The sequence below is a fragment of the Acinetobacter pittii ATCC 19004 = CIP 70.29 genome (assembly GCF_000369045.1).
Taxonomy (GTDB): Bacteria; Pseudomonadota; Gammaproteobacteria; order Pseudomonadales; family Moraxellaceae; genus Acinetobacter; species Acinetobacter pittii.
The window spans coordinates 688,223-709,617 of sequence record NZ_KB849790.1; the positions used below are offsets into that span (position 1 = coordinate 688,223).

Below are 21,395 nucleotides of genomic sequence, written 5' to 3' on the forward strand. Positions count from 1 at the left end.
TGTAGATCGTAGCTAAGGCCTTGGTGACTTCCACACTTTTGGAAAGTCGGAGAACGGACATGCCACGTATTCCTGTAATCAATACTAGCCATCTTGACCGTATTGATGAATTACTTGTCGATAACATCGATACAGGTGAATTTAAACTTCATCGCTCAGTGTTTACTGACGAAGCTCTTTTTGACCTCGAAATGAAATATATCTTCGAAGGCAATTGGGTTTACTTAGCGCACGAAAGCCAAATTCCAAACAATAATGACTACTACACCACTTACATTGGTCGTCAGCCTGTCATTATTGCACGTAACCGTAACGGCGAACTCAATGCCATGATCAATGCATGTTCACACCGCGGAGCACAACTTTGCCGTTACAAGCGTGGTAATAAAGCAACGTATACTTGCCCTTTCCACGGCTGGACGTTTAACAACTCAGGTAAATTGCTTAAGGTTAAAGATCCAAGTGAAGCAGGCTATTCTGACTGTTTTAACCAAGATGGCTCACACGACCTTAAAAAAGTGGCGCGTTTTGAGAGTTACAAAGGTTTCTTATTTGGTAGCTTAAATCCCGATGTTCCTTCACTTGAAGAATTCTTGGGTGAAACCACCAAAATCATCGACATGATTGTTGACCAGTCTGAACATGGTTTAGAAGTTTTACGTGGTTCATCTACCTATACCTACGAAGGTAACTGGAAACTCACCGCTGAAAATGGTGCCGATGGTTACCACGTTTCTGCTGTGCACTGGAACTACGCAGCAACGACTCAACACCGTAAAGAAACTCAAGCTGCCGATAACATCCGTGCGATGAGTGCAGGTTCTTGGGGTAAACAAGGCGGTGGCTCGTATGGCTTTGAAAATGGCCACATGTTGCTTTGGACACAATGGGCAAACCCAGAAGACCGTCCAAACTTCCCGAAAGCAGACGAATACACCGAAAAATACGGCGAAGCGATGTCGAAATGGATGATTGAGCGTTCACGTAATCTTTGTCTCTATCCAAACGTTTATTTGATGGATCAGTTTGGTTCGCAAATTCGTGTACTTCGCCCACTTTCGGTTAATAGAACCGAAGTCACCATTTACTGTATCGCGCCTAAAGGCGAAGCACCTGAAGCTCGTGCACGTCGTATTCGTCAATATGAAGATTTCTTTAATGCATCAGGCATGGCAACACCAGACGATTTAGAAGAATTTCGTGCTTGTCAGGCAGGCTACGCAGGGATTGCACTTGAGTGGAATGATATGTGCCGTGGTTCAAAACACTGGATTTATGGACCAGACGATGCAGCAAATGAAATTGGTTTAAAACCCATGTTAAGTGGGATCAAAACTGAAGATGAAGGCCTGTATCTTGCCCAACATCAATATTGGTTACACACCATGAAACATGCGATTGCATCAGAGAAAGAAATTGCTGATCAGGGAGAAACAGCATGAGTGCTCAAGACAAAGCAACTTTAGAAAATATTGCTCAGTTTCTCTATCGTGAAGCTCGCTTTTTAGATGATGAACAATGGGATGACTGGCTTGAATGCTATGCACCAGAAGCTTCTTTCTGGATGCCAGCTTGGGACGACGACGATAGATTAACTGAAGATCCACAATCTGAAATTTCACTTATTTATTATCCAGACCGTCAAGGTTTAGAAGATCGTGTGTTCCGTATTAAAACCGAGCGCTCATCTGCAACCATGCCGGACACACGCACAAGCCACAATATTGCCAACGTTGAAGTGGTTGAGCGCGACGGCGACAAAGTTACTGTTCGCTTTAACTGGAATACCTTGAGTTTCCGTTACAAGACAAATTATAGCTATTTCGGTATGTCACGTTATGTGATCGATTTTTCAGGTGATCAACCAAAAATCTTGAGCAAGTATGTCGTTTTGAAAAATGACTACATCAATCAAGTCATTGATATCTACCACCTTTAAGACATACCCCCTCAGTTAAACGGACTGTTGGCTGAGGGTAAAAGTTTCAAATATTTTGTAGGATACATGCCATGTCAAACCACAATATCGCACTTCAATTTGAAGATGGTGTTACACGTTTCATTAACGTAGCTCAAGGCGAAACCCTATCTGACGCAGCCTATCGCCAAAAAATTAATATTCCTTTGGATTGCCGTGATGGTGCATGTGGAACTTGCCGCGCATTTTGCGAGTCCGGTAGTTATGACATGCCAGAAGAAACCTATATTGAAGATGCATTAACTCCAGAAGAAGCTGAGCAAGGCTATATTCTTGCTTGCCAATGTCGACCAACTTCCGATGCGGTATTCCAAATTCAAGCGTCGTCAGATGTTTGCAAAACAGAAATTCATAGCTTCCAAGGTACATTAGCCCGCGTTGAAAACTTATCAGACTCAACCATCACTTTTGACATTCAACTTGATGAAGGCCAACCGGATATTCATTTCCTTGCAGGCCAATACGTTAACGTTGCAATTCCAGAAACTGGCGAAACCCGTTCATATTCATTTAGCTCAAAACCGGGCAACCGCTTAACGGGATTTGTGGTCCGTAATGTACCAAATGGCAAAATGAGTGAATTCTTAAGCAAAAATGCTCAAGCTGGCGACAAAATGACATTTACCGGTCCATTCGGCAGCTTCTATTTACGTAATGTAGCGCGTCCAGTGTTGATGCTTGCAGGCGGTACTGGTATTGCCCCATTTATGTCGATGTTACAAGTGCTTGAGGAAAAAGGCTCCGAACAACCTGTTCGCTTAGTCTTTGGCGTCACCAATGACTTTGATTTGGTTGCTTTAGAGAAACTCAATGAGTTGCAGGCGAAATTCCCATGGTTTGAATATCGAACTGTGGTCGCAAGTCCTGAGAGTAACCATGAACGCAAAGGCTATGTCACTTGTCATATTGAAAGTGAATGGTTAAACGGTGGCGATGTCGATGTTTATCTATGTGGTCCAGTGCCAATGGTAGAGGCTGTACGCGGCTGGTTAGAAACTGAAAATATCAAACCTGCTAATTTCTTGTTTGAAAAATTCTCTGCGAATTAACAGGTGGAGAAATTATCTATGTCAAACCGTCAAAGATTTACCGATAAGGTTGTGATTGTTACGGGTAGTGCTCAAGGTATTGGTCGTGGCGTGGCACTACAAGTTGCAGCTGAAGGCGGACAAGTCATCATGGCTGACCGCTCTGAATATGTTGAAGACGTTCTCAAAGAAATTCAGAGTACAGGTGGCGATGCTGTTACGATTAATGCTGATCTTGAAACCTATGCAGGCGCGCAAGCGGTTGTTGCAAAAGCCATTGAACACTATGGTCGGGTAGATATCCTGATCAATAATGTGGGTGGTGCGATCTGGATGAAACCTTTTGAAGAGTTTTCCGAAGAAGAGATCACTAAGGAAGTAAATCGCTCATTGTTTCCAACATTATGGTGCTGCCGCGCTGTGCTACCCGCCATGATTAAGCAACAAGCGGGTGTTATTGTAAATGTCTCTTCAATTGCAACCCGTGCTATTAATCGTATTCCCTACTCGGCATCTAAAGGTGGAGTAAATGCTTTAACGGCATCGCTTGCTTTTGAACATGCTAAAGATGGAATTCGAGTCAATGCTGTTGCGACGGGTGGAACCGAAGCACCATTTCGCAAAGTACCGCGAAACGCCACCCCATTAAGTCAAAATGAAAAAGACTGGATGCAGCAAGTGGTTGATCAAACCATAGATCGAACATTTATGGGCCGTTATGGCACAATTCAAGAACAAGTCAATGCAATTTTATTTCTTGCATCAGACGACGCATCGTATATGACCGGATCGGTTATTCCAGTCGGAGGTGGAGATCAGGGTTAACCCTGATCTTTTTATATATTTGGGTAAATAATATGATTTGCATGGAGGCAATCACACATGGCAACCCTGTTCAAGACATTAAAAAATGACTGGTCCATATCAGCAACAGTTGCGGGCTTTCTTGCAGTTTTAATTTCTTACTCAGGCCCACTGATTATTTTTTTCCAAGCTGCTCAGCGTGCCCATGTATCCACCGACATGATGGTGTCATGGATTTGGGGAATCTCAATTGGTGCCGCTGTTTCAGGTATTTATCTTTCGATTAAATATAAAACGCCTGTCATAACCGCATGGTCAGCACCAGGTACAGCCCTGTTAGTTACTCTATTTCCAAACGTCTCGTTGAATGAAGCAGTAGCCGCCTATATTACTTCTGCCATTGTTATTTTTTTAATTGGTGTTACAGGTTACTTCGACAAGTTACTGAAGTGGATTCCACAAGACGTCGCTGCGGGCATGATGGCGGGTATTCTTTTTCAATTCGGTATTGGCCTATTTACCGCGTCTGATAGCATGCCTTTTATTGTCTTTAGCATGCTTATTGTCTTTTTAATTGCCAAACGTTTAATGCCGCGCTACACCATGATTTGGGTGTTAGCTGCAGGAGTTTTATTAAGCCTCATTTTAGGCAAAATGAATCCGGTTGATGTGAGTTTTAGTTTAGCTATTCCACAGTGGATTAGCCCAGAATGGACATGGAACACAACACTCAACCTAGCTATTCCTCTCATTTTAGTCAGTCTAACCGGCCAATTTTTACCGGGTATGGCGATTATGAAACTCAGCGGTTACGACACCCCAGCCAAACCCATTATTACTGTCACCAGTATTGCCTCTTTAGCTGTTGCCTGCGTCGGCGGTATTACCATTGTGCTTGCCTCAATTACCGCCGCTTTATGTATGGGCAAAGATGCACATGAACTGAAAGAAAAACGCTATATCACAGGAATTGCCAATGGAATTTTTTATATTTTAGGAGGCTTATTTGCTGGCAGTATTGTCATGCTATTTAGCTTACTTCCTAAAGAGTTGGTGGCAGCACTGGCAGGTTTAGCTTTGCTAGGTGCTATTGCCACCAATATTTCTGTTGCCATGAAGAATGACAATCAACGCGATGCTGCACTTATTACCTTTTTAGCCACAGCATCAGGCATGCATTTTCTTGGATTAAGCTCAGTTTTTTGGGGAATTTGTATTGGTGTAATCGCACATTTCATTCTCACACCACGCTCAACTCCAGCCACAAATTAATTTTTTATCTAAGCGCCCGCCACTAAAATAAAGCCTCAATCGCCAAATCAGGATGCAAATAATTTGCTAATTCTGACTTGGTGATTTTTATTAAATATAGATTAAATTTAATTTCCAAGATTAATCTCTAAAATAATTAAATAATAGACTTTAGTATTTTGTTTTTATATTTTCACTTCAATTCATAATATAAATTTAACGATATTTTTAACTGTGATTCCAATCAATAAAATTAATAAAAAAACATCTATAAAATCCTTAAAATTCTCACAATACAATATTTAACCCTATTTTAAAGACACAACAAATTTAGCTAAAACAATAAAAATAAATATATATTTTTCAAATAATTAAATCAATAAAAGTACAATACCTTAAAGACATAAAGATATATCAATTAGGTTTTTGACTCTAATCCAATAACAAAATAGTTTATTAAAAAATAACGCGATGCTTCACAAATTGGAGGTGAAGAAAATGGATACGAGCAAGGTTAATATTAATGAGTTAATTGATAAAGCCAGTTTTACATCTTTCCATTGGAAAGTTTTAATCTGGTGCTTACTTATTATTATTTTTGATGGATATGATTTAGTTATTTATGGGGTTGCTCTTCCTCTGTTAATGCAACAATGGTCATTAACTGCGGTAGAAGCTGGTTTACTCGCCAGTGCTGCTTTATTCGGTATGATGTTTGGTGCCATGATTTTCGGCACGCTTTCAGACAGACTAGGACGTAAAAAAACCATTCTGATTTGTGTCACCTTATTTAGTGGATTTACCTTTATAGGTGCCTTTGCCAAAGGACCAACTGAGTTTGCTATTTTGCGCTTTATTGCAGGTCTTGGGATTGGTGGCGTTATGCCAAACGTTGTAGCACTTATGACCGAATATGCACCCAAAAAAATCCGCAGTACCTTAGTTGCAATTATGTTTAGTGGCTATGCAATTGGTGGTATGACATCTGCTCTACTCGGTGCATGGCTCGTGAAAGACATGGGCTGGCAAATCATGTTTTTAATTGCGGGTATTCCCCTATTACTGCTTCCGCTCATCTGGAAATTTTTGCCAGAATCTCTCGCCTTTTTAGTGAAATCAAACCATAGCGAGCAGGCGAAAGGTATTGTTAGTAAAATTGCGCCTCAAACTCAGGTAAACGCCAATACTCAACTGGTGTTAAATGAAAGCACCACAACCGATGCCCCTGTCCGTGCGCTTTTCCAGCAAGGTCGTACCTTCAGCACATTTATGTTCTGGATTGCTTTCTTTATGTGCTTACTCATGGTGTATGCCTTAGGAAGCTGGTTACCTAAACTCATGCTACAAGCGGGCTACTCATTAGGTGCAAGCATGTTATTTCTCTTTGCACTCAATATTGGCGGCATGGTCGGTGCAATTGGTGGCGGTGCTTTAGCAGACAGATTCCATTTAAAACCTGTTATTACGATCATGTTTATTGTGGGATCAGCAGCTTTAATTCTGCTTGGCATTAATAGTCCACAATTTATTTTATATAGCCTGATTGCGATTGCTGGCGCTGCCACAATTGGTTCACAAATCTTACTCTACACTTTCGTGGCACAGTTCTATCCAACAGCACTTCGTTCAACTGGCATGGGCTGGGCATCTGGAATTGGTCGTATTGGCGCGATTATCGGACCAGTTTTAACCGGAGCGCTACTCACACTTGAGCTTCCTCACCAAATGAATTTCTTAGCGATTGCAATTCCGGGTGTGATTGCTGCATTTGCAATATTTATGGTCAATCTCAAAGCCTCTGTTGCTGCACAAACACCATCAACTTTTAACCCTCAAAACACGCTTACCCAGCAGTAAACATAAATGCGCCGAGGACTGGCGCATCTTTTTGGAAATGGATTATGGAATTATTACACCGCTTTAAGCCATGTGCTTTAACTTTCGCGAGCTTAGTATTGATGTGTGGCAATTCATTCGCTGCAAATCCAAATCAGCAGCCCGAAGATGAATGGAAGTTCACGCTAAAGAATGCCTATATCAATCGTAATTTTGATAATGATGCACTCAAAGATACTGGCAGTTGGTCTCAGGCAGCATCATTATTTTATAAATCGAAAATGCATGACACCCCTCTGCAAATTGCAGATAAGCCCATTACAATTGGTGCAGATGCTTCCGTTCAATACGCCGTGCGCTTAAGTTCAGACAAACATGTTGCTGACACAGTTTTGCCTTTTAATAAAGAAACTCAGTCACAAGCATCCGACTTCTTAAAATACGGTGCAACTTTAAAACTAGGATATGACAAAACTCTTTTAAGTGTCGGTGAGCTTTGGTTAGACCTGCCTGTAACGGCTGTTGATGCGAGCCGACAATTACTTGCCTCTTATTGGGGAACCAATCTTAAGTCGCAACTTTCAGATCAGCTTTATGCAGAAATTGGCCGAGTGGAAAAAGTCTCTCCACGTAATGAAGAAGATTTTAAAAAGTTTTCGTTCACGGCAAATGGAATTACCAAAGAATCTGATGGTTTAAATTATATTGACTTGCGCTATCAATTCACGCCGTCACTTAAGGGTGAATATTACTTTGGTAATTTGGAAGACCTCTACAACAAACACTATGTAGGGCTTGAGCATAATTGGAAACAACCTAATTTCGCTCTTACTTCCAAGTTTAAGTACTTCAATGCAAAAGATGACGGCAATACCTTTGATATTGATGCGCAAAACATTGGGGCGTTAGAAACACTTAAAGTAAAGAACCATACCTTTGGTTTGGGTTACCAACAAATTATGGGTGAGTCGGCTTATCCATTACCGGATGGTTTCTTACCAGAGACTTATTTCATTAACTGGAATGCAACGGGTTTCTTTAAAGAAGACGAAAAGTCTTACCATGTCATGTATGGCTATGACTTTAAAGACTATGTACCGGGCTTAAATGCAATGGTGAAATACGTTTACGGTCATGATTTTAAAGCAGCCAAAGGCGAAAAAAATCATGAAACTGAGTCAAATGTAATTTTAAACTATGCGTTTCAACAGCCATTCTTAAAGGGGGTTGCCCTGCAATACATTCGTATTGATTACAACGTTAAACATGGTAATGACTTTGGTGAAGATCGTCTATTTGTAAACTACACCAAAAAGTTTTAATCATTTTTGATTCAATTCAAGCGGGCTAATTTTAGTCCGCTCTATTATTTTTGACTCATAAAAAAACGCTCTTACGAGCGTTTTTAATTAATTTAGTAACTTAAGCAGCGTGCTTTTGAACAACAATCGAACCTACTGAATAACCAGCGCCGAAAGATGAAATCACGCCATATTCGCCATCATCTACTTCGTGGCCTGTACGGTGTAAAGCAATAATCACACCTGCTGAAGAGGTATTGGCGAACTCATCTAGAATAATGGGTGCACGGCTTAAATCAGCCTCTTTACCAGCCACATATTTCAAGATTAATTCATTCATGTTGGCATTGGCTTGATGTAACCAGAAACGCTTAATATCGTTTGCAGTTAACTGCATTTTTTCCAACTGCGCATTAATAATTTTTGCTACAAGCGGACAAACATCTTTAAATACCTTGCGGCCATCTTGACGGAATAGCTTGTCGTCAACAACTGCATCTTCACTACGGTTTAAGAAACCAAAGTTATTGCGAATGTTGTTTGAAAATTGAGTAAATAAATGAATATCTAAAATTTCAAAACCAGTTTTAGTAGTGGTTTCTTCAATAATAGAAGCCGTTGCAACATCACCAAAAATGAAGTGACAATCACGATTACGGTAATCTAAGTGACCCGATGTAATCTCAACGTTCACCAATAAAACACGACGAGCGCCTGAACGAATTGCATCTGCCGCTTGTTTCAAACCAAAAGTGGCAGCTGAACATGCAACGTTCATATCGTAGGCATAACCTTGAATACCAAGTGCCGACTGAATTTCAATCGCAACTGCTGGATAAGCACGCTGCATGTTTGAACATGCCAAAATTACAACATCGATATCTTCAGCAGTTACGCCTGCATTTTCCATTGCTTGTTTCGCAGCAATAACGCCCCACTCTGCTTGAAGTGAAAGTTCGTCATTTGAACGTTCAGACAAACGAGGACGTAAACGTGTTGGATCGAGAATACCCGACTTTTCAATCACGTAACGGCGCTTAATACCAGACGCTTTTTCAATAAATTCAGCACTAGAACCACGTAATTCTTCGAGTTCACCTGCTGCAATTTTCTCTGCATTCTCTTGGTTATATTGTTCCACATAAGCATTTAAACTGTCGGCCAGTTCTTCATTAGAAATGATTTCTGTTGGGTGAAATAACCCAGTACCTGTGATACGAATGCCCATGTAAAACTCCTAAAAAAATGAATAGGGTCTGTTAATCTTTCATTTATAAATTGCGTTGTAGGCTAAACAACAACATAAACAGACCCCGATCTATCTTAACTGATTCCCAAACGATCCCATAACTTTTGCAGTCGAGTTGGCGAAATAGGCATCTTGGTTTTCATCGGTTGAGAAAATAAAGAAATGCGGAATTCTTCCAACATCAAATACAATTCTTTGATTTTTGGATCGTTTTTGAATTTAAATACCTTGTCCATCCATGGATCGACATCGTCAATTGCAGCATGATCTCGCTGTAGATTATTTGGCAATCGATCTAAACGCAATAGCAGTGCTTTTAAATAACGCGGGTATTCCTGCCAAAGATCGACTGGTTGGCGGTAAACAAAATTGCCAAGTGACATTAAATCTAACTGATCTTCAATATCATCAATACTGCGTCCAAATACGTCTGGATCAAGTACTAAAAGCTGACGACGAATTTGTTGCCACTGAATATAAATATCACTTAATTGCTCAAGTGCTTGCTGACCATAACCCAAAAATTGTTTTTTGACCTGATCTAGCAGCTTATTAAATTCGTCAGCGTTAATTGGCAAAGTCGTAATTGCCATTTGCAAGGTTGCATAGACTAACATCTGCTCAAGCTTAGCTTTATCGCCCAAAGGAGAATAAGCCAACGCGAGCGGTTTTGAAATCTGCTTTTTCAACTGGCGAACCAAATCACCAAGTTGCATATGAACCAGACGAATAATCCCTTCGCGATGCTGTTTAATCGCCTCAGCTTGATCATTAAACGTTTGAATAACAATGCCTGACTCATCTTTAGCTTCGAGGTCAGCAAAAGCCTTGGTCGGAACTAAAGCCTGATATTGTTTAACTACAACGCCCGTGACTTTATGAGAAGCCTCAAAAGTAAAGTTTTCAGGAAAGTCTTTAAACTCGCCTTTTTGCTGTTTAACTGGACGATGTGTTTCCACTCGGCAACGTGCTTTTAACTCAGGTAAATCACGCCCTTTCGCAATCAGCTTACCTTTTTCATCAATCACTTTAATGAAAGGTACCAAATATGGATCAATACGTTCAAACGAGAAATCTTTTTCAGTAATTTGCTCGCCACGTAAGACAAAAGCTAAATAACTAAAAATATGTTCACGTAAATGTACTGCATCAACCCCTTGCATGAGCTTACGAGCTGTATCAGGAATTGGCACCACATTACGACGCTTGTCTTTAGGTAAAGCTTTGAGTAAAGCCTCAATTAAATCTTGGCGCCAACCTGGAATTCCCCATGACCAGATATTTTCATCGACTTGAGGCAACGCCTGTACAGGAATTTGAACAGTAGCACCATCTTCGTCATGGCTCGGGTCAAAATGATATGTGGTTGCTAAACGCAGCTGCCCATTGTGTAAATGATCTGGGAATTGCTGCGTAGTTGGCCGATCATTGAGCCAGAGCGCATCATCGTCAATAAATAAATAACGAGGATTATTTGCTTCTACAGTTGCACGCCAGTCTTCAAAGCTACGGCGACTCGCGATTTCCTCAGGAATTTTCGACGCATAAAACTGATAAATTGTTTCTTCATCCACCACCAAATCACGACGACGCAATTTATCTTCAACTCGCTCTACTTCTTCAAGCTTAAGTAAATTGTGTTTTAAAAATGGTGGAACTGTACCCAAGTTACCAGTAGTTAATGCATCGCGTAAGAAAATCTCATGAGCAGCAGGCTGATCAACTTTTTCAAAATTAATTAACCGTTTTGGCTCAATAATTAAACCAAATAAAGAAATTTGCGCATACGCATTGACGATTCCCGCTTTCTTAGACCAATGCGGCTCGAAATAGTGATATTTCAACAAGTCGCGTGCAGCAAGTAAAATCCATTCAGGGTCAATTTTGGCTAAAGTACGTAAGTACACTTGAGAGGTTTCGACCATCTCAAAAGCCATCACCCAAGAGGTATTGGTTTTATGCAAAGTACTCGCAGGGAAAACTTTAGCCTTTTGCTGACGCACTGCCATAAAGGTATTTCGTTCATCAGTTTTATTGGCAATAAACGATAATAAACCTGTCAGCAATGCACGATGCAAGTTTTCATAATTCGCAGGTTTTTCATTAAAACTGAGTTTTAAGCCTTCGGCTAACTCAACCAATTGCTGGTGTGTCTGTTTCCATTCACGTAAACGCAACCAGCTTAAGAAATGCTGCTTGGCAAATTGACGGCGTTTATTTTCAGACATCCCTGCTTCGCCTTTAGGATTCAAAGTATCCCAAAGCTTCAAATAAAATAGAAAATCTGAATCCGCTTCTTTAAACAAAGCATGCTTTTGGTCAGCTTGCATCTGTTTGTCGGCCGGACGCTCACGCGGGTCCTGAACAGCTAAAGCACTTACCACAATTAAGATTTCTTTGAGTACGCCAAAATGAGCACCACCCACGATCATACGTGCCAAACGTGGATCAATTGGCATACGTGCCATCATTTGCCCGACTTTAGTCAGCTCATTTTTCTTCTCGTTAAGTGCGCCTAACTCAATCAGCAACTTACGACCATCATTTACAAGGCGGAAATCTGGCGGCTCAATAAAATCGAAGTTTTCTAACTCACCTAACCCTAAACTCTGCATTTGCAAAATAACAGATGCTAAGTTGGTTCTTTTAATTTCAGGTTCGGTAAATTCAGGACGACTGAAAAAGTCTTCTTCGCTATATAAACGGATACACACACCCGGAGCAATACGGCCACAACGCCCTTTACGCTGATTGGCTGCGGCTTGAGAAATTGCTTCAATTGGTAAGCGTTGTACACGTGAACGGTAGTTATAACGTGATATACGAGCAAAACCACTATCAATCACATAACGAATGTTTGGAACCGTAAGTGCAGTTTCGGCCACGTTCGTCGCAATAATAATACGACGGCCTTTACCACCCGGACTAAAAATCTTCTGTTGTTCAGAAACAGCTAAACGCGCATACAAAGGTAAAATTTCGGTATGTCTTGGCCCGTACTTTTGCAAGGTTTCCTGCAATTCTCGAATTTCTTGCTCTGTGCTTGAGAAAATTAGAATATCGGCATGTTCTGGGTGACCTTTTGCTTCCGCATCAGCAAAACATTCTTCTACGGCTTGTACAACTGCACGAGGAAGGTTTTCTTCGAAATCATCAAACTCATCGTCATCACTGCCGCCAATATTCATTTCTGAAATTGGGCGATAAAGTACTTCGACAGGATAACTACGCCCTTCTACTTCAAAAATAGGTGCGTCATTAAAGTAATTACTAAAGCGATTTACATCTAAAGTTGCCGAAGTCACGATAACTTTTAGATCTGGGCGTTTTGGCAGTAACTGCTTTAAATAGCCCATAATAAAATCGATATTGAGTGAGCGCTCATGCGCTTCATCAATAATGATCGTGTCATATTTAGACAAATAACGGTCATTACCTAACTCGGCAAGCAAAATACCGTCGGTCATTAACCGTACGATAGAGTCCTGCGAACCTTGTTCATTAAAGCGGATTTTAAAACCAATAGACTCGCCAAGCTTTTCGCCGACTTCTTCTGCAATACGTTGAGAAACACTACGTGCAGCTAAACGACGTGGTTGGGTATGACCAATCATTCCCGTTAAGCCACGTCCCGCTAACATTGCAATTTGAGGAAGCTGAGTGGTTTTACCTGAACCCGTCTCACCTGCCACAATAATTACCTGATGCTTTTGAATCGCATCAATTAAGCGGTCTGCATATTGAGAAACATGTAAATCCTGATTCAGTTTAATTTTAGGGAGACGTTCAAATCGCTGCCTTACTTTGGCATTAGATTGTTCAAATAATTTTTCAATCTCTGCTGTATTGGCTTTTTTATCTTTACGCAAACGATTTAAACGGTAACGATCTCTTGCCATCACCCACTGATCAATATTTAAATCATTCTGCACAGACAAATTTTCCTGAAAATACAACAATCCTCTATTTTACGCTCTAATGACCATAAGGTAAAACAGTTGGTTTTTTATATATTTTTAATTTTTTAAAATTTTACCCTTGAATTTTGACTAACGAGACTTCATGTTGTTAGGCAAGTTTCTTTTACGATAACTGTCATTTGATTTACATGTTTTTGCAGTCAAATCGAATACAGTGTTTGGGGACTTAAAAATCGTAAATTTATCACTTATTCGATTTTCCGATTTTAGTCATGTAAAAATACTATTTCCCCAATAAAGAATTTTTATTTATTCTACATCTCGTAAACAAGTTTAAATATAAACCTCAATCATGGAGACAATGATGAGCTTGATTAATACTGAAGTTAAACCATTCCAAGCAACTGCTTACCACAACGGCCAATTTGTTGAAGTTAACGAAACTAACCTTAAAGGTAAATGGTCTGTTGTATTCTTCTATCCAGCTGACTTCACTTTCGTTTGCCCAACTGAACTTGGTGACTTAGCTGACAACTACGCTGAATTCCAAAAACTTGGTGTTGAAATTTATGCTGTATCTACTGATACACACTTCACTCACAAAGCTTGGCACGACACTTCTGAAGAAATCAAAAAAATCCAATATCCATTAGTTGGTGACCCAACTTGGACTCTTTCTAAAAACTTCGACGTTCTTATCGAATCTGAAGGTTTAGCTGACCGTGGTACTTTCGTTATCGATCCAGAAGGTAAAATCCAAATCGTTGAACTCAACGCTGGTGGTATCGGCCGTGACGCATCTGAACTTCTTCGTAAAGTAAAAGCTGCTCAATACGTACACGCTCACCCAGGTGAAGTTTGCCCAGCTAAATGGAAAGAAGGCGAAGCTACTCTTGCTCCATCTATCGACCTAGTTGGTAAAATCTAATCTCTTATTAGATTTTAAAAACTCAAAGAACCATCCCTCATCGGATGGTTCTTTTGTTTTGAATAAGCACATCACATTTTCTACTGATACTTTTACAATTATGTCCTTCCCCATTACACGAAGTTTGAGTAATGTCGAATAAATAACCGATTTTTTTTGAGCTTAAGTAATATGAAATAAAAGGGGAAAAATTTATGGCGAATACTGTGGCAGTCACTTCATGGAAATACAATGCGACTTCACGTCATCTAAAAATATTTTATAGCGATGGTTCAGGTGAACTTTATCATCCTGTACCAGAATTTATTTATGACAACTTATTACGATCAACAGACAAAGCTGCTTTTGTACATAAATATTTAGAATTCGACTTACACTTTACTCGCCTATCTTTAGTGAATGCTTCATAACATAATGAAATAAGGCCTGCTTTGAACAGGCCTTTATGAATGAATAAATCAGATTTTTAAATGGCTTACCTTGCCACTACAATGCATAAACCAGCGCCTACCGGCAAAATACTGCTCATAAAATTTTCATCTTTTTTAATTAAAGCTAAGAATGAACTGACTTCAGCCGCATGTGAAATAACATTATCAATAATGAGTACACCACCTTTTGGCTTCATTAAACGTTTTAAATCTGGCCAATAATTCTCATAAGCAGGACGCTCAGCATCTAACAAAATAAAATCGAAAGTTTCCTGAGTTTCTTTTAGGTAATCGGCTGCATCTCCAACCCAAAAATCAACCAATTCATCTAATGCCAGTTCAGTCACATGGCGTTTAGCCTCATTACTACGATTGGCATCAATTTCAAGCGTGGTTACTTTTCCATGAGTAGCTTGTGCCGCCTCGGCAAGCCATAAAGTAGAATAACCTGTTGAAGTACCGATTTCTAAAATTGATTTGGCTTGCTGCATCCGAATAAATTGCGATAGTAATTTTGCAGACTCCGCCTCAATATTACGATACCGCAGCAAACGATCTGTCTGCTGCGCATCATGTCGTTTAAAGGTGTCATATAAATCGGCAACTCTTTGTAAGAAAAAAGTATTTGGCATATATTCACCCTTTAAAATCGTTATTTTATATAAAAGTCGTTTGCGTTAAGTGCTTTGAATTAACTTAAAACGCGGCACGATACTTCCATCAGCCATTTGCACCGTTTCAGTAAACATCTCTAGCGGACGTACCCAAGTTGAATAGTCACCATAAAGACACTGATAAACGACTAACTCTTCTTCAGTCTCGCTGTGTTTTGCTACAGAAAAAACTTGATAGAGATTACCTTTATAATGCTGATAAATGCCGCGTTGCAATGACATGAAAGTACCTTTTAATGTTATGACATAAAATCTTTACAGCCATATAACATATATAAATTTTTAAATACTTTCACTTTAAAACATTACAAAACATAAAAAAGAACATTATAGAGATAAATTATTGATCTTATTTATTAATAGATTCAATAATTCAAAAAACCGATCAAATATATAAAAACATACTGTTTTACCTATTCTGTGTTTTCACGTACTATGCATCTATTGAAAGAATTTGGATACATTGGAGTAAAAACAGATGTTAGATCAAAACATTAAAACTCAATTAAAAGCTTACTTAGAACGTCTAGAAAGTCCAATCGAATTAGTTGCTGCTTTAGATGAATCAGATAAAGCGGCTCAAATTAAAGAGCTGGTAAGTGAAATCGCTGAACTATCTGACAAAGTGACTGCCCGTTTTGATGGTAACAATACACGTCGTCCAAGCTTTGGTGTGGCTAAAGCAGGTGAACAACCTCGTGTATTCTTCGCAGGCTTACCAATGGGTCATGAGTTTACGTCTTTGATCCTGGCACTGTTACAAGTGTCTGGCTATGCACCTAAAGTGTCGGATGAAGTGCTCAACCAGATTAAAGGTTTAAACCTCAAAGCAAACTTTGATGTATTCGTATCGCTTAGCTGTCATAACTGTCCGGACGTGGTACAGGCGCTTAACCTGATTGCGATTTATAACCCGAACACTACAGCAACCATGATTGACGGTTCATTCTTCCAAGACGAAGTGGAACAACGCAAAATCATGGCAGTACCGATGGTATTCCAGGACAATGAGCACATTGGTCAAGGTCGTATGACCCTTGAAGAGATTGTGGCAAAACTTGATACCAACTCAGCTGAAAAAGATGCGGCAGCACTGAATGCCAAAGATGCTTTTGATGTATTGGTGATTGGTGGTGGACCTGCGGGTGCAACAGCAGCAATTTATGCTGCACGTAAAGGCATTAACACCGGTATCGTGGCTGAACGTTTTGGTGGTCAGGTGATGGACACCATGGACATTGAAAACTTCACTTCTGTGCAAAAGACTCAAGGTCCTAAGTTTGCTGCCGAGATGGAAGCACATGTCCGTGAATATGATGTTGATATCATGAACCTGCAACGTGTCAGCAAAATCACAGGTGCAAACCAAACTGAAAACGGTCTGGTTGCAGTTGAACTTGAAAACGGTGCAAAACTTGAATCAAAAACTGTAATCCTTTCTACAGGTGCACGTTGGAGAGAGATGAATGTACCGGGTGAGCAAGAATACCGTACCCGTGGTGTCGCGTACTGCCCACACTGTGATGGTCCACTGTTCAAAGGTAAACGTGTTGCTGTGATTGGTGGTGGTAACTCAGGCGTAGAAGCTGCAATTGATCTTGCGGGGATTGTTGAGCATGTAACTCTGGTTGAATTCGATACCAAACTTCGTGCAGACCAAGTGTTGCAAAACAAATTGCATAGCTTGCCAAACACAACGGTGATTATGAATGCCTTAAGTACAGAAGTGTTAGGTGACGGATCACAAGTGACTGGTCTTAAATATAAAGACCGTGCGACGGATGAAGAGCATGTGGTCGAGCTTGCAGGGATCTTTGTACAGATTGGTTTACTGCCAAACACTGACTTCTTGAAAGACAGTGAAGTTGAATTAACCAACCGTGGTGAGATCATTGTGAATGACCGCAACGAAACCAATGTGCAAGGTGTATTTGCTGCGGGCGACTGTACGACTGTACCTTACAAGCAAATCATTATTGCTACAGGTGAAGGCGCTAAAGCATCACTCTCTGCGTTTGATTACATCATCCGTTCTGGGCAGTAAAATCGGTCAAAATCATTATTATTTATTTCAAGCCTAGCATTACAAAATGCTAGGCTTTTTTAATACTAGAGTTACAACTTTTTAACAATTTTCGATCTTTATTAATCATTTACTTTATGTTTATATTTTAGACATCCATATTTGGATGCCATGAATTAGAAGGAAAAACACAATGAATAAATTACTTGTTGCTTTAGGTCTTGCTGCGACTGTTGCCCTTGTTGGTTGTAATAAAGATAAAGCTCCAGAAACTGGTGCGACTACAGGTGAACACTTAGAAAATGCTGCTCAACAAGCAAGTGCTGATATCAAATCTGCTGGTGATAAAGCTGCTGACGATATTGCAACTGCAACTGATAATGCTGCTGAGAAGATCGATGCTGCAACCGATCACGCTGCTGATGCGACTGCTAAAGCTGCAGCTGAAACAGAAGCGACTGCACGTAAAGCGACTGCTGATACAGCTCAAGCTGTTGAAAATACCGCAGCTGAAGTGAAAAAAGACGCTCAACACTAATCGTCTTTAGTATAAAAAAGCCCCTATTGATTAGGGGCTTTTTTTGGCTCTTAAAATCTTTTATGAAATTAAGCCTTCATCACGCATCGCAATTTGTACAGATTGACGCTCTGCAACTTTATTGCGTAATGCAATAATGTGCTTATACGGTGTTAAGTCATGCTCAATTGAGTTTGACCAATTTGTTAAAACAAATAGATAAGCATCTGCTGGACCAAAATTATCATTTACCAAATAATCGTAATCAGATTCAGACAAATAGTTATCGATATATTTTAAAAGACGGTCGATTTCAGCATAAGCTTTGGTTTTTTCATCGCTCGTTAAAGGTGCCCCAAAGAAAACTGCATAAGCATCATGCAATTCAGAGTTCAAATAACCCAACCATTCCAATACTTTCGCACGGCCCATCCCTGATGGAGGAATTAAATCCTGCTTAGGATCATGCTGAGCAAGGAAAGGTAAAATCGCCACGTTCTCAGTTAACATTAAACCAGGGTTAATTTCTAAAGCTGGTACATATCCTTTTGGATTAATCTCGTAATAATCTGCACCTTTTTCTGTTTTATGTGTTTTTAAATTTACTCGTTCCAAGTCAAAATCAACATTAATTTCATTTAAAATAATATGTGCAGCTAAAGAACATGCGCCTGGCGAATAATATAATTTCATATCTGATCCTTGTTATCTCATATTAACGTTTTAAATTGCTTCTAGAAAACCTGCAAGGTTTGCACAATTCTTTAATTGTAAAAAAGCGTAAACTTATAAAATACTTACACCATCTAATATTCTTGAAAAATTTATTCCTTGCAAGTTGTCTTGCGTGACGATTGTTTAAAATATGATAAAACACATTTACGTCACGCAATTTTTCCATTAATTACGTTTAAAAAGCTGGCTAATCCAATTCATTAATTCAGTTAAGAAATCAAAAATACCGTTTTTCTTATCATCATCAGGCTGGCTTGAATCTTTACCATTTAAATCCAGATCAACAATTACTGGATCATGATCCGAAGAACGATAAGCATCTTCACCATAGAACAATGCCTTTTGCTCATCCGTTTTATATTCTTCGTTGTAGTCTAAAACGGTTGGCTCATCTGCATTGATATGCCATGCAAAGGTTCTCACTACTTTTGGATATAGAGCTGCATCAGCAATTGCATGGTCTAAGTTACCGGCTCCACCATTTCCGTTGGTATCACTCGCAACACCAAACACATAGCTATATGCCTCTGCACCCTGCCCTACCTTAGCGTCGTTCAGCAAAACTTTGTAGTTTGCTTTTTCAAATGACAAAATAGGTTCTTCCTTTGCATAACTGTTCATATCCCCTACAAGTAAAGCATTTTGCTTAGGCACTTGGGTCGGATTTTTCGCTAACCATTGCACGATTTGATCTACTGCTTTCACGCGAGTCGGGTTCCAACAACCTTGACCATCTTTTTGGTCTGCATCAGTAGAGCTAGCATCCACCCCACTACAGCTTTTCGATTTCAAGTGATTTGGAATAACGGTAAAGGTTTTATTACCACGAACGGCTTGGAAACTTTGCGCCAATGTTGTTCGGTTCTTGTCGCCTAAATCAAGCACGACAGGTTTATTTAAAGGTTTAACACGCTTGCTGTTATAAATAATAGCAACTGCGATTGCATCACCACCTAAACGGTCTAAGTTTTCAGGAACGACGTATTTCCAGTCTGGACCTAGTGCACTCGTTAAATAAGCAATTGCACTGTTAGGCCCATAACCATTGTTCGCAATTTCCATTAAACCATACACATCTGCATCAATCGCTTTTAATGCACTCACAATTTTACGATGCTGTTTATCAAACTCAGCTTGTGTCGTTGCACCGCGCTCCGTTGGGAAACCCGTTGCACCATTGTCATAGTTCAAAACGTTAAATGAAGCTACACGAATGTGATTAGCATTTTTGGTAATGACATTTTGACGCGGGTTTGTTTGAGTAATTACTTCAGGTTGATTGCGTCCAAGCACTGGTTGCACACGCCAACCATTAAAACGATATTCTAAAATCCCTTCAGCATTTTTAAGTTGATAACCCGAACGTAGCGTATTGGCAGCGCTAAAATTTGTCGGTAACCACGGAGTACGGTTTTGATTGTTATAGCCGTCATCAAAAATAATTTTCGACAATAAATTTTTCTGAGCAAGGGCTTTAGCTTCAGGAGATAACGCCGGATATAAATTAGTCGGAATATATAAACGCCCTAAGCTTAGAGATAATTCACCATAGCGACCATAATTGTAATTCTCGCTTACCGTTAAAGTCTGAGGTAGTTTGACCAACATACCTTGATAACGCTGCGGAGAATGGGTTGAACCACCTGTTAAACTAGCAAATGGAAGTTCAACGCTAATCGGCTGTACCTGATTTGCCATATTGCTATTACAAGTTTGAATATCTTGTTGTAATTGATCTAATTGCAATTGGTTTTGATAAGTTGTTAAGCGACCACGCAAAATAACTTCATCACCAACTTGCCCACCTTTTACAGCACTACTATTTGGAATGTAAACAAAAATAGCATTACTGACATTTGCACGTGCTTTTGTGTCTGGTGTCTGAACATAAAAACCAGAGAAGCCATTGGCATAACGATAGTCAGCAGTTATTACACCACGCACTGTATAGGTCTGGTTTTGTGCTGCGGTTGATAAATCAGCAATTGGTGTATCGGAGCTTGAACAACTTATCGTTTCAACAGGAGGCTGTGTTGTAGAACCCGATAAATTTGAAAAGTCATTTCGATTTGTCCAAGCTGACCATGAACGGTCCAAATCAAATGCTGCAGTTGCATCAATACTTAAAGCTGGGTTCTCAGTTTCAATACGCTTAAAACTATTTCCCAAGCTTGAAACAGCTGTTCCCCATCCAGCTTCCGGTCGCTCACCAATACGCCCAAAACGGTCTACAGGTGTACCTTTGTACACAAGCACAACGGCATCATCACCATTAAAAGATAATGCAGCGACCTGATTGACCTTACTACCAAGTTCAGCCTGTAACTCAGAACGGCCTACTAAAAACTTTTGCTTACTGGTTAATGACCCTTGTAAACGGAAAGTCGCTGTTTTTGCGGTTCCGCCATTATTAAATTGTTGAATTTCATAGTCGGCTAAATTAACAGTAGTCCCATCTGGATTATAAATTTCCAAACCTTTGCGGTTACTACTGCCGTCAACATATTGACTAAACATGAGCTGTGCTTGTGCCCAAGGACTATATGTAAAAGCACCAAGTGCCCCTAATAGCACAGAAAGTGTGCGTAATTGAAAAGTTTTCATGAGTAAATATGTTCATTTGAAATTTATATAGATTCTTAGATTAAATATTGAACATGACATCTACATGAAGAAAAACACCGAAACATTTGACTTGACCACATGAAGACTTAAAATAC

The 21,395-nt window shown here is 39.8% G+C and carries 16 protein-coding genes and 1 pseudogene; 11 read left to right on the plus strand and 6 right to left on the minus strand.

Going from position 1 to position 21,395, the window contains the following annotated elements; all coding sequences use genetic code 11:
• Positions 1-59 precede the first annotated feature (59 nt).
• The 7 genes and pseudogenes from benA to F928_RS15870 all read left to right on the plus strand — a co-directional run bounded on the left by benA (position 60) and on the right by F928_RS15870 (position 8,219).
• Entirely contained in the window at positions 60-1,442 is a 1,383-nt protein-coding gene (gene benA, locus F928_RS15840; protein ID WP_002119889.1) for a benzoate 1,2-dioxygenase large subunit, read from the plus strand.
• A pseudogene (gene benB / locus F928_RS15845) lies at positions 1,439-1,958 on the plus strand (benzoate 1,2-dioxygenase small subunit). Before benA ends, benB begins: the two are co-directional and overlap by 4 nt.
• A 52-nt stretch (positions 1,959-2,010) precedes the next feature.
• Positions 2,011-3,027, plus strand: a complete 1,017-nt coding sequence (gene benC / locus F928_RS15850) for a benzoate 1,2-dioxygenase electron transfer component BenC (RefSeq protein WP_005076926.1) — start codon at positions 2,011-2,013, stop codon at positions 3,025-3,027.
• 18 nt (positions 3,028-3,045) lie between these two features.
• The gene (gene benD / locus F928_RS15855; RefSeq protein WP_005076928.1) at positions 3,046-3,831 is read left to right on the plus strand and encodes a 1,6-dihydroxycyclohexa-2,4-diene-1-carboxylate dehydrogenase; all 786 of its coding nucleotides are present in this window, start codon (positions 3,046-3,048) and stop codon (positions 3,829-3,831) included.
• Between the two features lie 57 nt (positions 3,832-3,888).
• On the plus strand, positions 3,889-5,082 hold the full coding sequence (gene benE, locus F928_RS15860) for a benzoate/H(+) symporter BenE (protein ID WP_005076929.1): 1,194 nt from the start codon (positions 3,889-3,891) through the stop codon (positions 5,080-5,082).
• A gap of 477 nt (positions 5,083-5,559) precedes the next feature.
• On the plus strand, positions 5,560-6,918 hold the full coding sequence (benK, locus tag F928_RS15865; RefSeq protein ID WP_005076932.1) for an aromatic acid/H+ symport family MFS transporter: 1,359 nt from the start codon (positions 5,560-5,562) through the stop codon (positions 6,916-6,918).
• Positions 6,919-6,962: 44 nt separating this feature from the next.
• The gene (locus F928_RS15870) at positions 6,963-8,219 is read left to right on the plus strand and encodes an OprD family outer membrane porin (RefSeq protein WP_005076934.1); all 1,257 of its coding nucleotides are present in this window, start codon (positions 6,963-6,965) and stop codon (positions 8,217-8,219) included.
• Between the two features lie 100 nt (positions 8,220-8,319).
• Here the strand turns inward: F928_RS15870 and fabH are convergent, their stop codons facing one another.
• Together fabH and hrpA are read right to left on the minus strand one after the other, a co-directional pair.
• The gene (gene fabH / locus F928_RS15875) at positions 8,320-9,426 is read right to left on the minus strand and encodes a beta-ketoacyl-ACP synthase III (protein ID WP_005076935.1); all 1,107 of its coding nucleotides are present in this window, start codon (positions 9,424-9,426) and stop codon (positions 8,320-8,322) included.
• Between the two features lie 95 nt (positions 9,427-9,521).
• Positions 9,522-13,379, minus strand: a complete 3,858-nt coding sequence (gene hrpA, locus F928_RS15880) for an ATP-dependent RNA helicase HrpA (RefSeq protein WP_005076937.1) — start codon at positions 13,377-13,379, stop codon at positions 9,522-9,524.
• Positions 13,380-13,731: 352 nt separating this feature from the next.
• Between hrpA and ahpC the strand changes: the two genes are divergently transcribed.
• Together ahpC and F928_RS15890 are read left to right on the plus strand one after the other, a co-directional pair.
• On the plus strand, positions 13,732-14,295 hold the full coding sequence (ahpC, locus tag F928_RS15885; RefSeq protein ID WP_003652649.1) for an alkyl hydroperoxide reductase subunit C: 564 nt from the start codon (positions 13,732-13,734) through the stop codon (positions 14,293-14,295).
• 194 nt (positions 14,296-14,489) lie between these two features.
• Positions 14,490-14,705, plus strand: a complete 216-nt coding sequence (locus F928_RS15890) for a KTSC domain-containing protein (protein WP_005070287.1) — start codon at positions 14,490-14,492, stop codon at positions 14,703-14,705.
• A 65-nt stretch (positions 14,706-14,770) separates the two neighbouring features.
• Here the strand turns inward: F928_RS15890 and mdmC are convergent, their stop codons facing one another.
• Both mdmC and F928_RS15900 read right to left on the minus strand, forming a co-directional pair.
• Complete coding sequence (mdmC, locus tag F928_RS15895) at positions 14,771-15,358, minus strand: O-methyltransferase (protein ID WP_002119940.1); 588 nt, start codon at positions 15,356-15,358, stop codon at positions 14,771-14,773.
• Between the two features lie 45 nt (positions 15,359-15,403).
• Positions 15,404-15,622: a DUF1653 domain-containing protein gene (locus tag F928_RS15900; RefSeq protein WP_002119929.1), complete on the minus strand. Its 219-nt coding sequence runs from the start codon at positions 15,620-15,622 to the stop codon at positions 15,404-15,406.
• A gap of 256 nt (positions 15,623-15,878) precedes the next feature.
• Here F928_RS15900 and ahpF point away from each other — a divergent pair, with 256 nt between their 5' ends.
• Entirely contained in the window at positions 15,879-17,444 is a 1,566-nt protein-coding gene (gene ahpF / locus F928_RS15905; RefSeq protein ID WP_005076939.1) for an alkyl hydroperoxide reductase subunit F, read from the plus strand.
• A gap of 172 nt (positions 17,445-17,616) precedes the next feature.
• Positions 17,617-17,961 (plus strand): hypothetical protein, encoded by a 345-nt coding sequence (locus F928_RS15910; protein WP_002121546.1) that lies wholly within the window; start codon positions 17,617-17,619, stop codon positions 17,959-17,961.
• 60 nt (positions 17,962-18,021) lie between these two features.
• Here F928_RS15910 and gstB read toward each other — a convergent pair whose 3' ends face one another.
• Together gstB and F928_RS15920 are read right to left on the minus strand one after the other, a co-directional pair.
• Positions 18,022-18,633: a glutathione binding-like protein gene (gene gstB / locus F928_RS15915; protein ID WP_002121577.1), complete on the minus strand. Its 612-nt coding sequence runs from the start codon at positions 18,631-18,633 to the stop codon at positions 18,022-18,024.
• 207 nt (positions 18,634-18,840) lie between these two features.
• Positions 18,841-21,279: an ExeM/NucH family extracellular endonuclease gene (locus F928_RS15920; protein WP_005076941.1), complete on the minus strand. Its 2,439-nt coding sequence runs from the start codon at positions 21,277-21,279 to the stop codon at positions 18,841-18,843.
• Positions 21,280-21,395 lie beyond the last annotated feature (116 nt).

What these genes read in the sequence shown, in the direction of transcription:
- F928_RS15870 (WP_005076934.1), top strand. Translation starts at nt 6,963, where the DNA reads ATGGAATTATTACACCGCTTTAAGCCATGTGCTTTAACTTTCGCGAGC.
- fabH (WP_005076935.1), bottom strand. Translation starts at nt 9,426, where the DNA reads ATGGGCATTCGTATCACAGGTACTGGGTTATTTCACCCAACAGAAATC.
- benE (WP_005076929.1), top strand. Translation starts at nt 3,889, where the DNA reads ATGGCAACCCTGTTCAAGACATTAAAAAATGACTGGTCCATATCAGCA.
- F928_RS15890 (WP_005070287.1), top strand. Translation starts at nt 14,490, where the DNA reads ATGGCGAATACTGTGGCAGTCACTTCATGGAAATACAATGCGACTTCA.
- F928_RS15920 (WP_005076941.1), bottom strand. Translation starts at nt 21,279, where the DNA reads ATGAAAACTTTTCAATTACGCACACTTTCTGTGCTATTAGGGGCACTT.
- ahpF (WP_005076939.1), top strand. Translation starts at nt 15,879, where the DNA reads ATGTTAGATCAAAACATTAAAACTCAATTAAAAGCTTACTTAGAACGT.
- mdmC (WP_002119940.1), bottom strand. Translation starts at nt 15,358, where the DNA reads ATGCCAAATACTTTTTTCTTACAAAGAGTTGCCGATTTATATGACACC.
- ahpC (WP_003652649.1), top strand. Translation starts at nt 13,732, where the DNA reads ATGAGCTTGATTAATACTGAAGTTAAACCATTCCAAGCAACTGCTTAC.
- benC (WP_005076926.1), top strand. Translation starts at nt 2,011, where the DNA reads ATGTCAAACCACAATATCGCACTTCAATTTGAAGATGGTGTTACACGT.
- benA (WP_002119889.1), top strand. Translation starts at nt 60, where the DNA reads ATGCCACGTATTCCTGTAATCAATACTAGCCATCTTGACCGTATTGAT.
- benK (WP_005076932.1), top strand. Translation starts at nt 5,560, where the DNA reads ATGGATACGAGCAAGGTTAATATTAATGAGTTAATTGATAAAGCCAGT.
- F928_RS15910 (WP_002121546.1), top strand. Translation starts at nt 17,617, where the DNA reads ATGAATAAATTACTTGTTGCTTTAGGTCTTGCTGCGACTGTTGCCCTT.
- gstB (WP_002121577.1), bottom strand. Translation starts at nt 18,633, where the DNA reads ATGAAATTATATTATTCGCCAGGCGCATGTTCTTTAGCTGCACATATT.
- F928_RS15900 (WP_002119929.1), bottom strand. Translation starts at nt 15,622, where the DNA reads ATGTCATTGCAACGCGGCATTTATCAGCATTATAAAGGTAATCTCTAT.
- benD (WP_005076928.1), top strand. Translation starts at nt 3,046, where the DNA reads ATGTCAAACCGTCAAAGATTTACCGATAAGGTTGTGATTGTTACGGGT.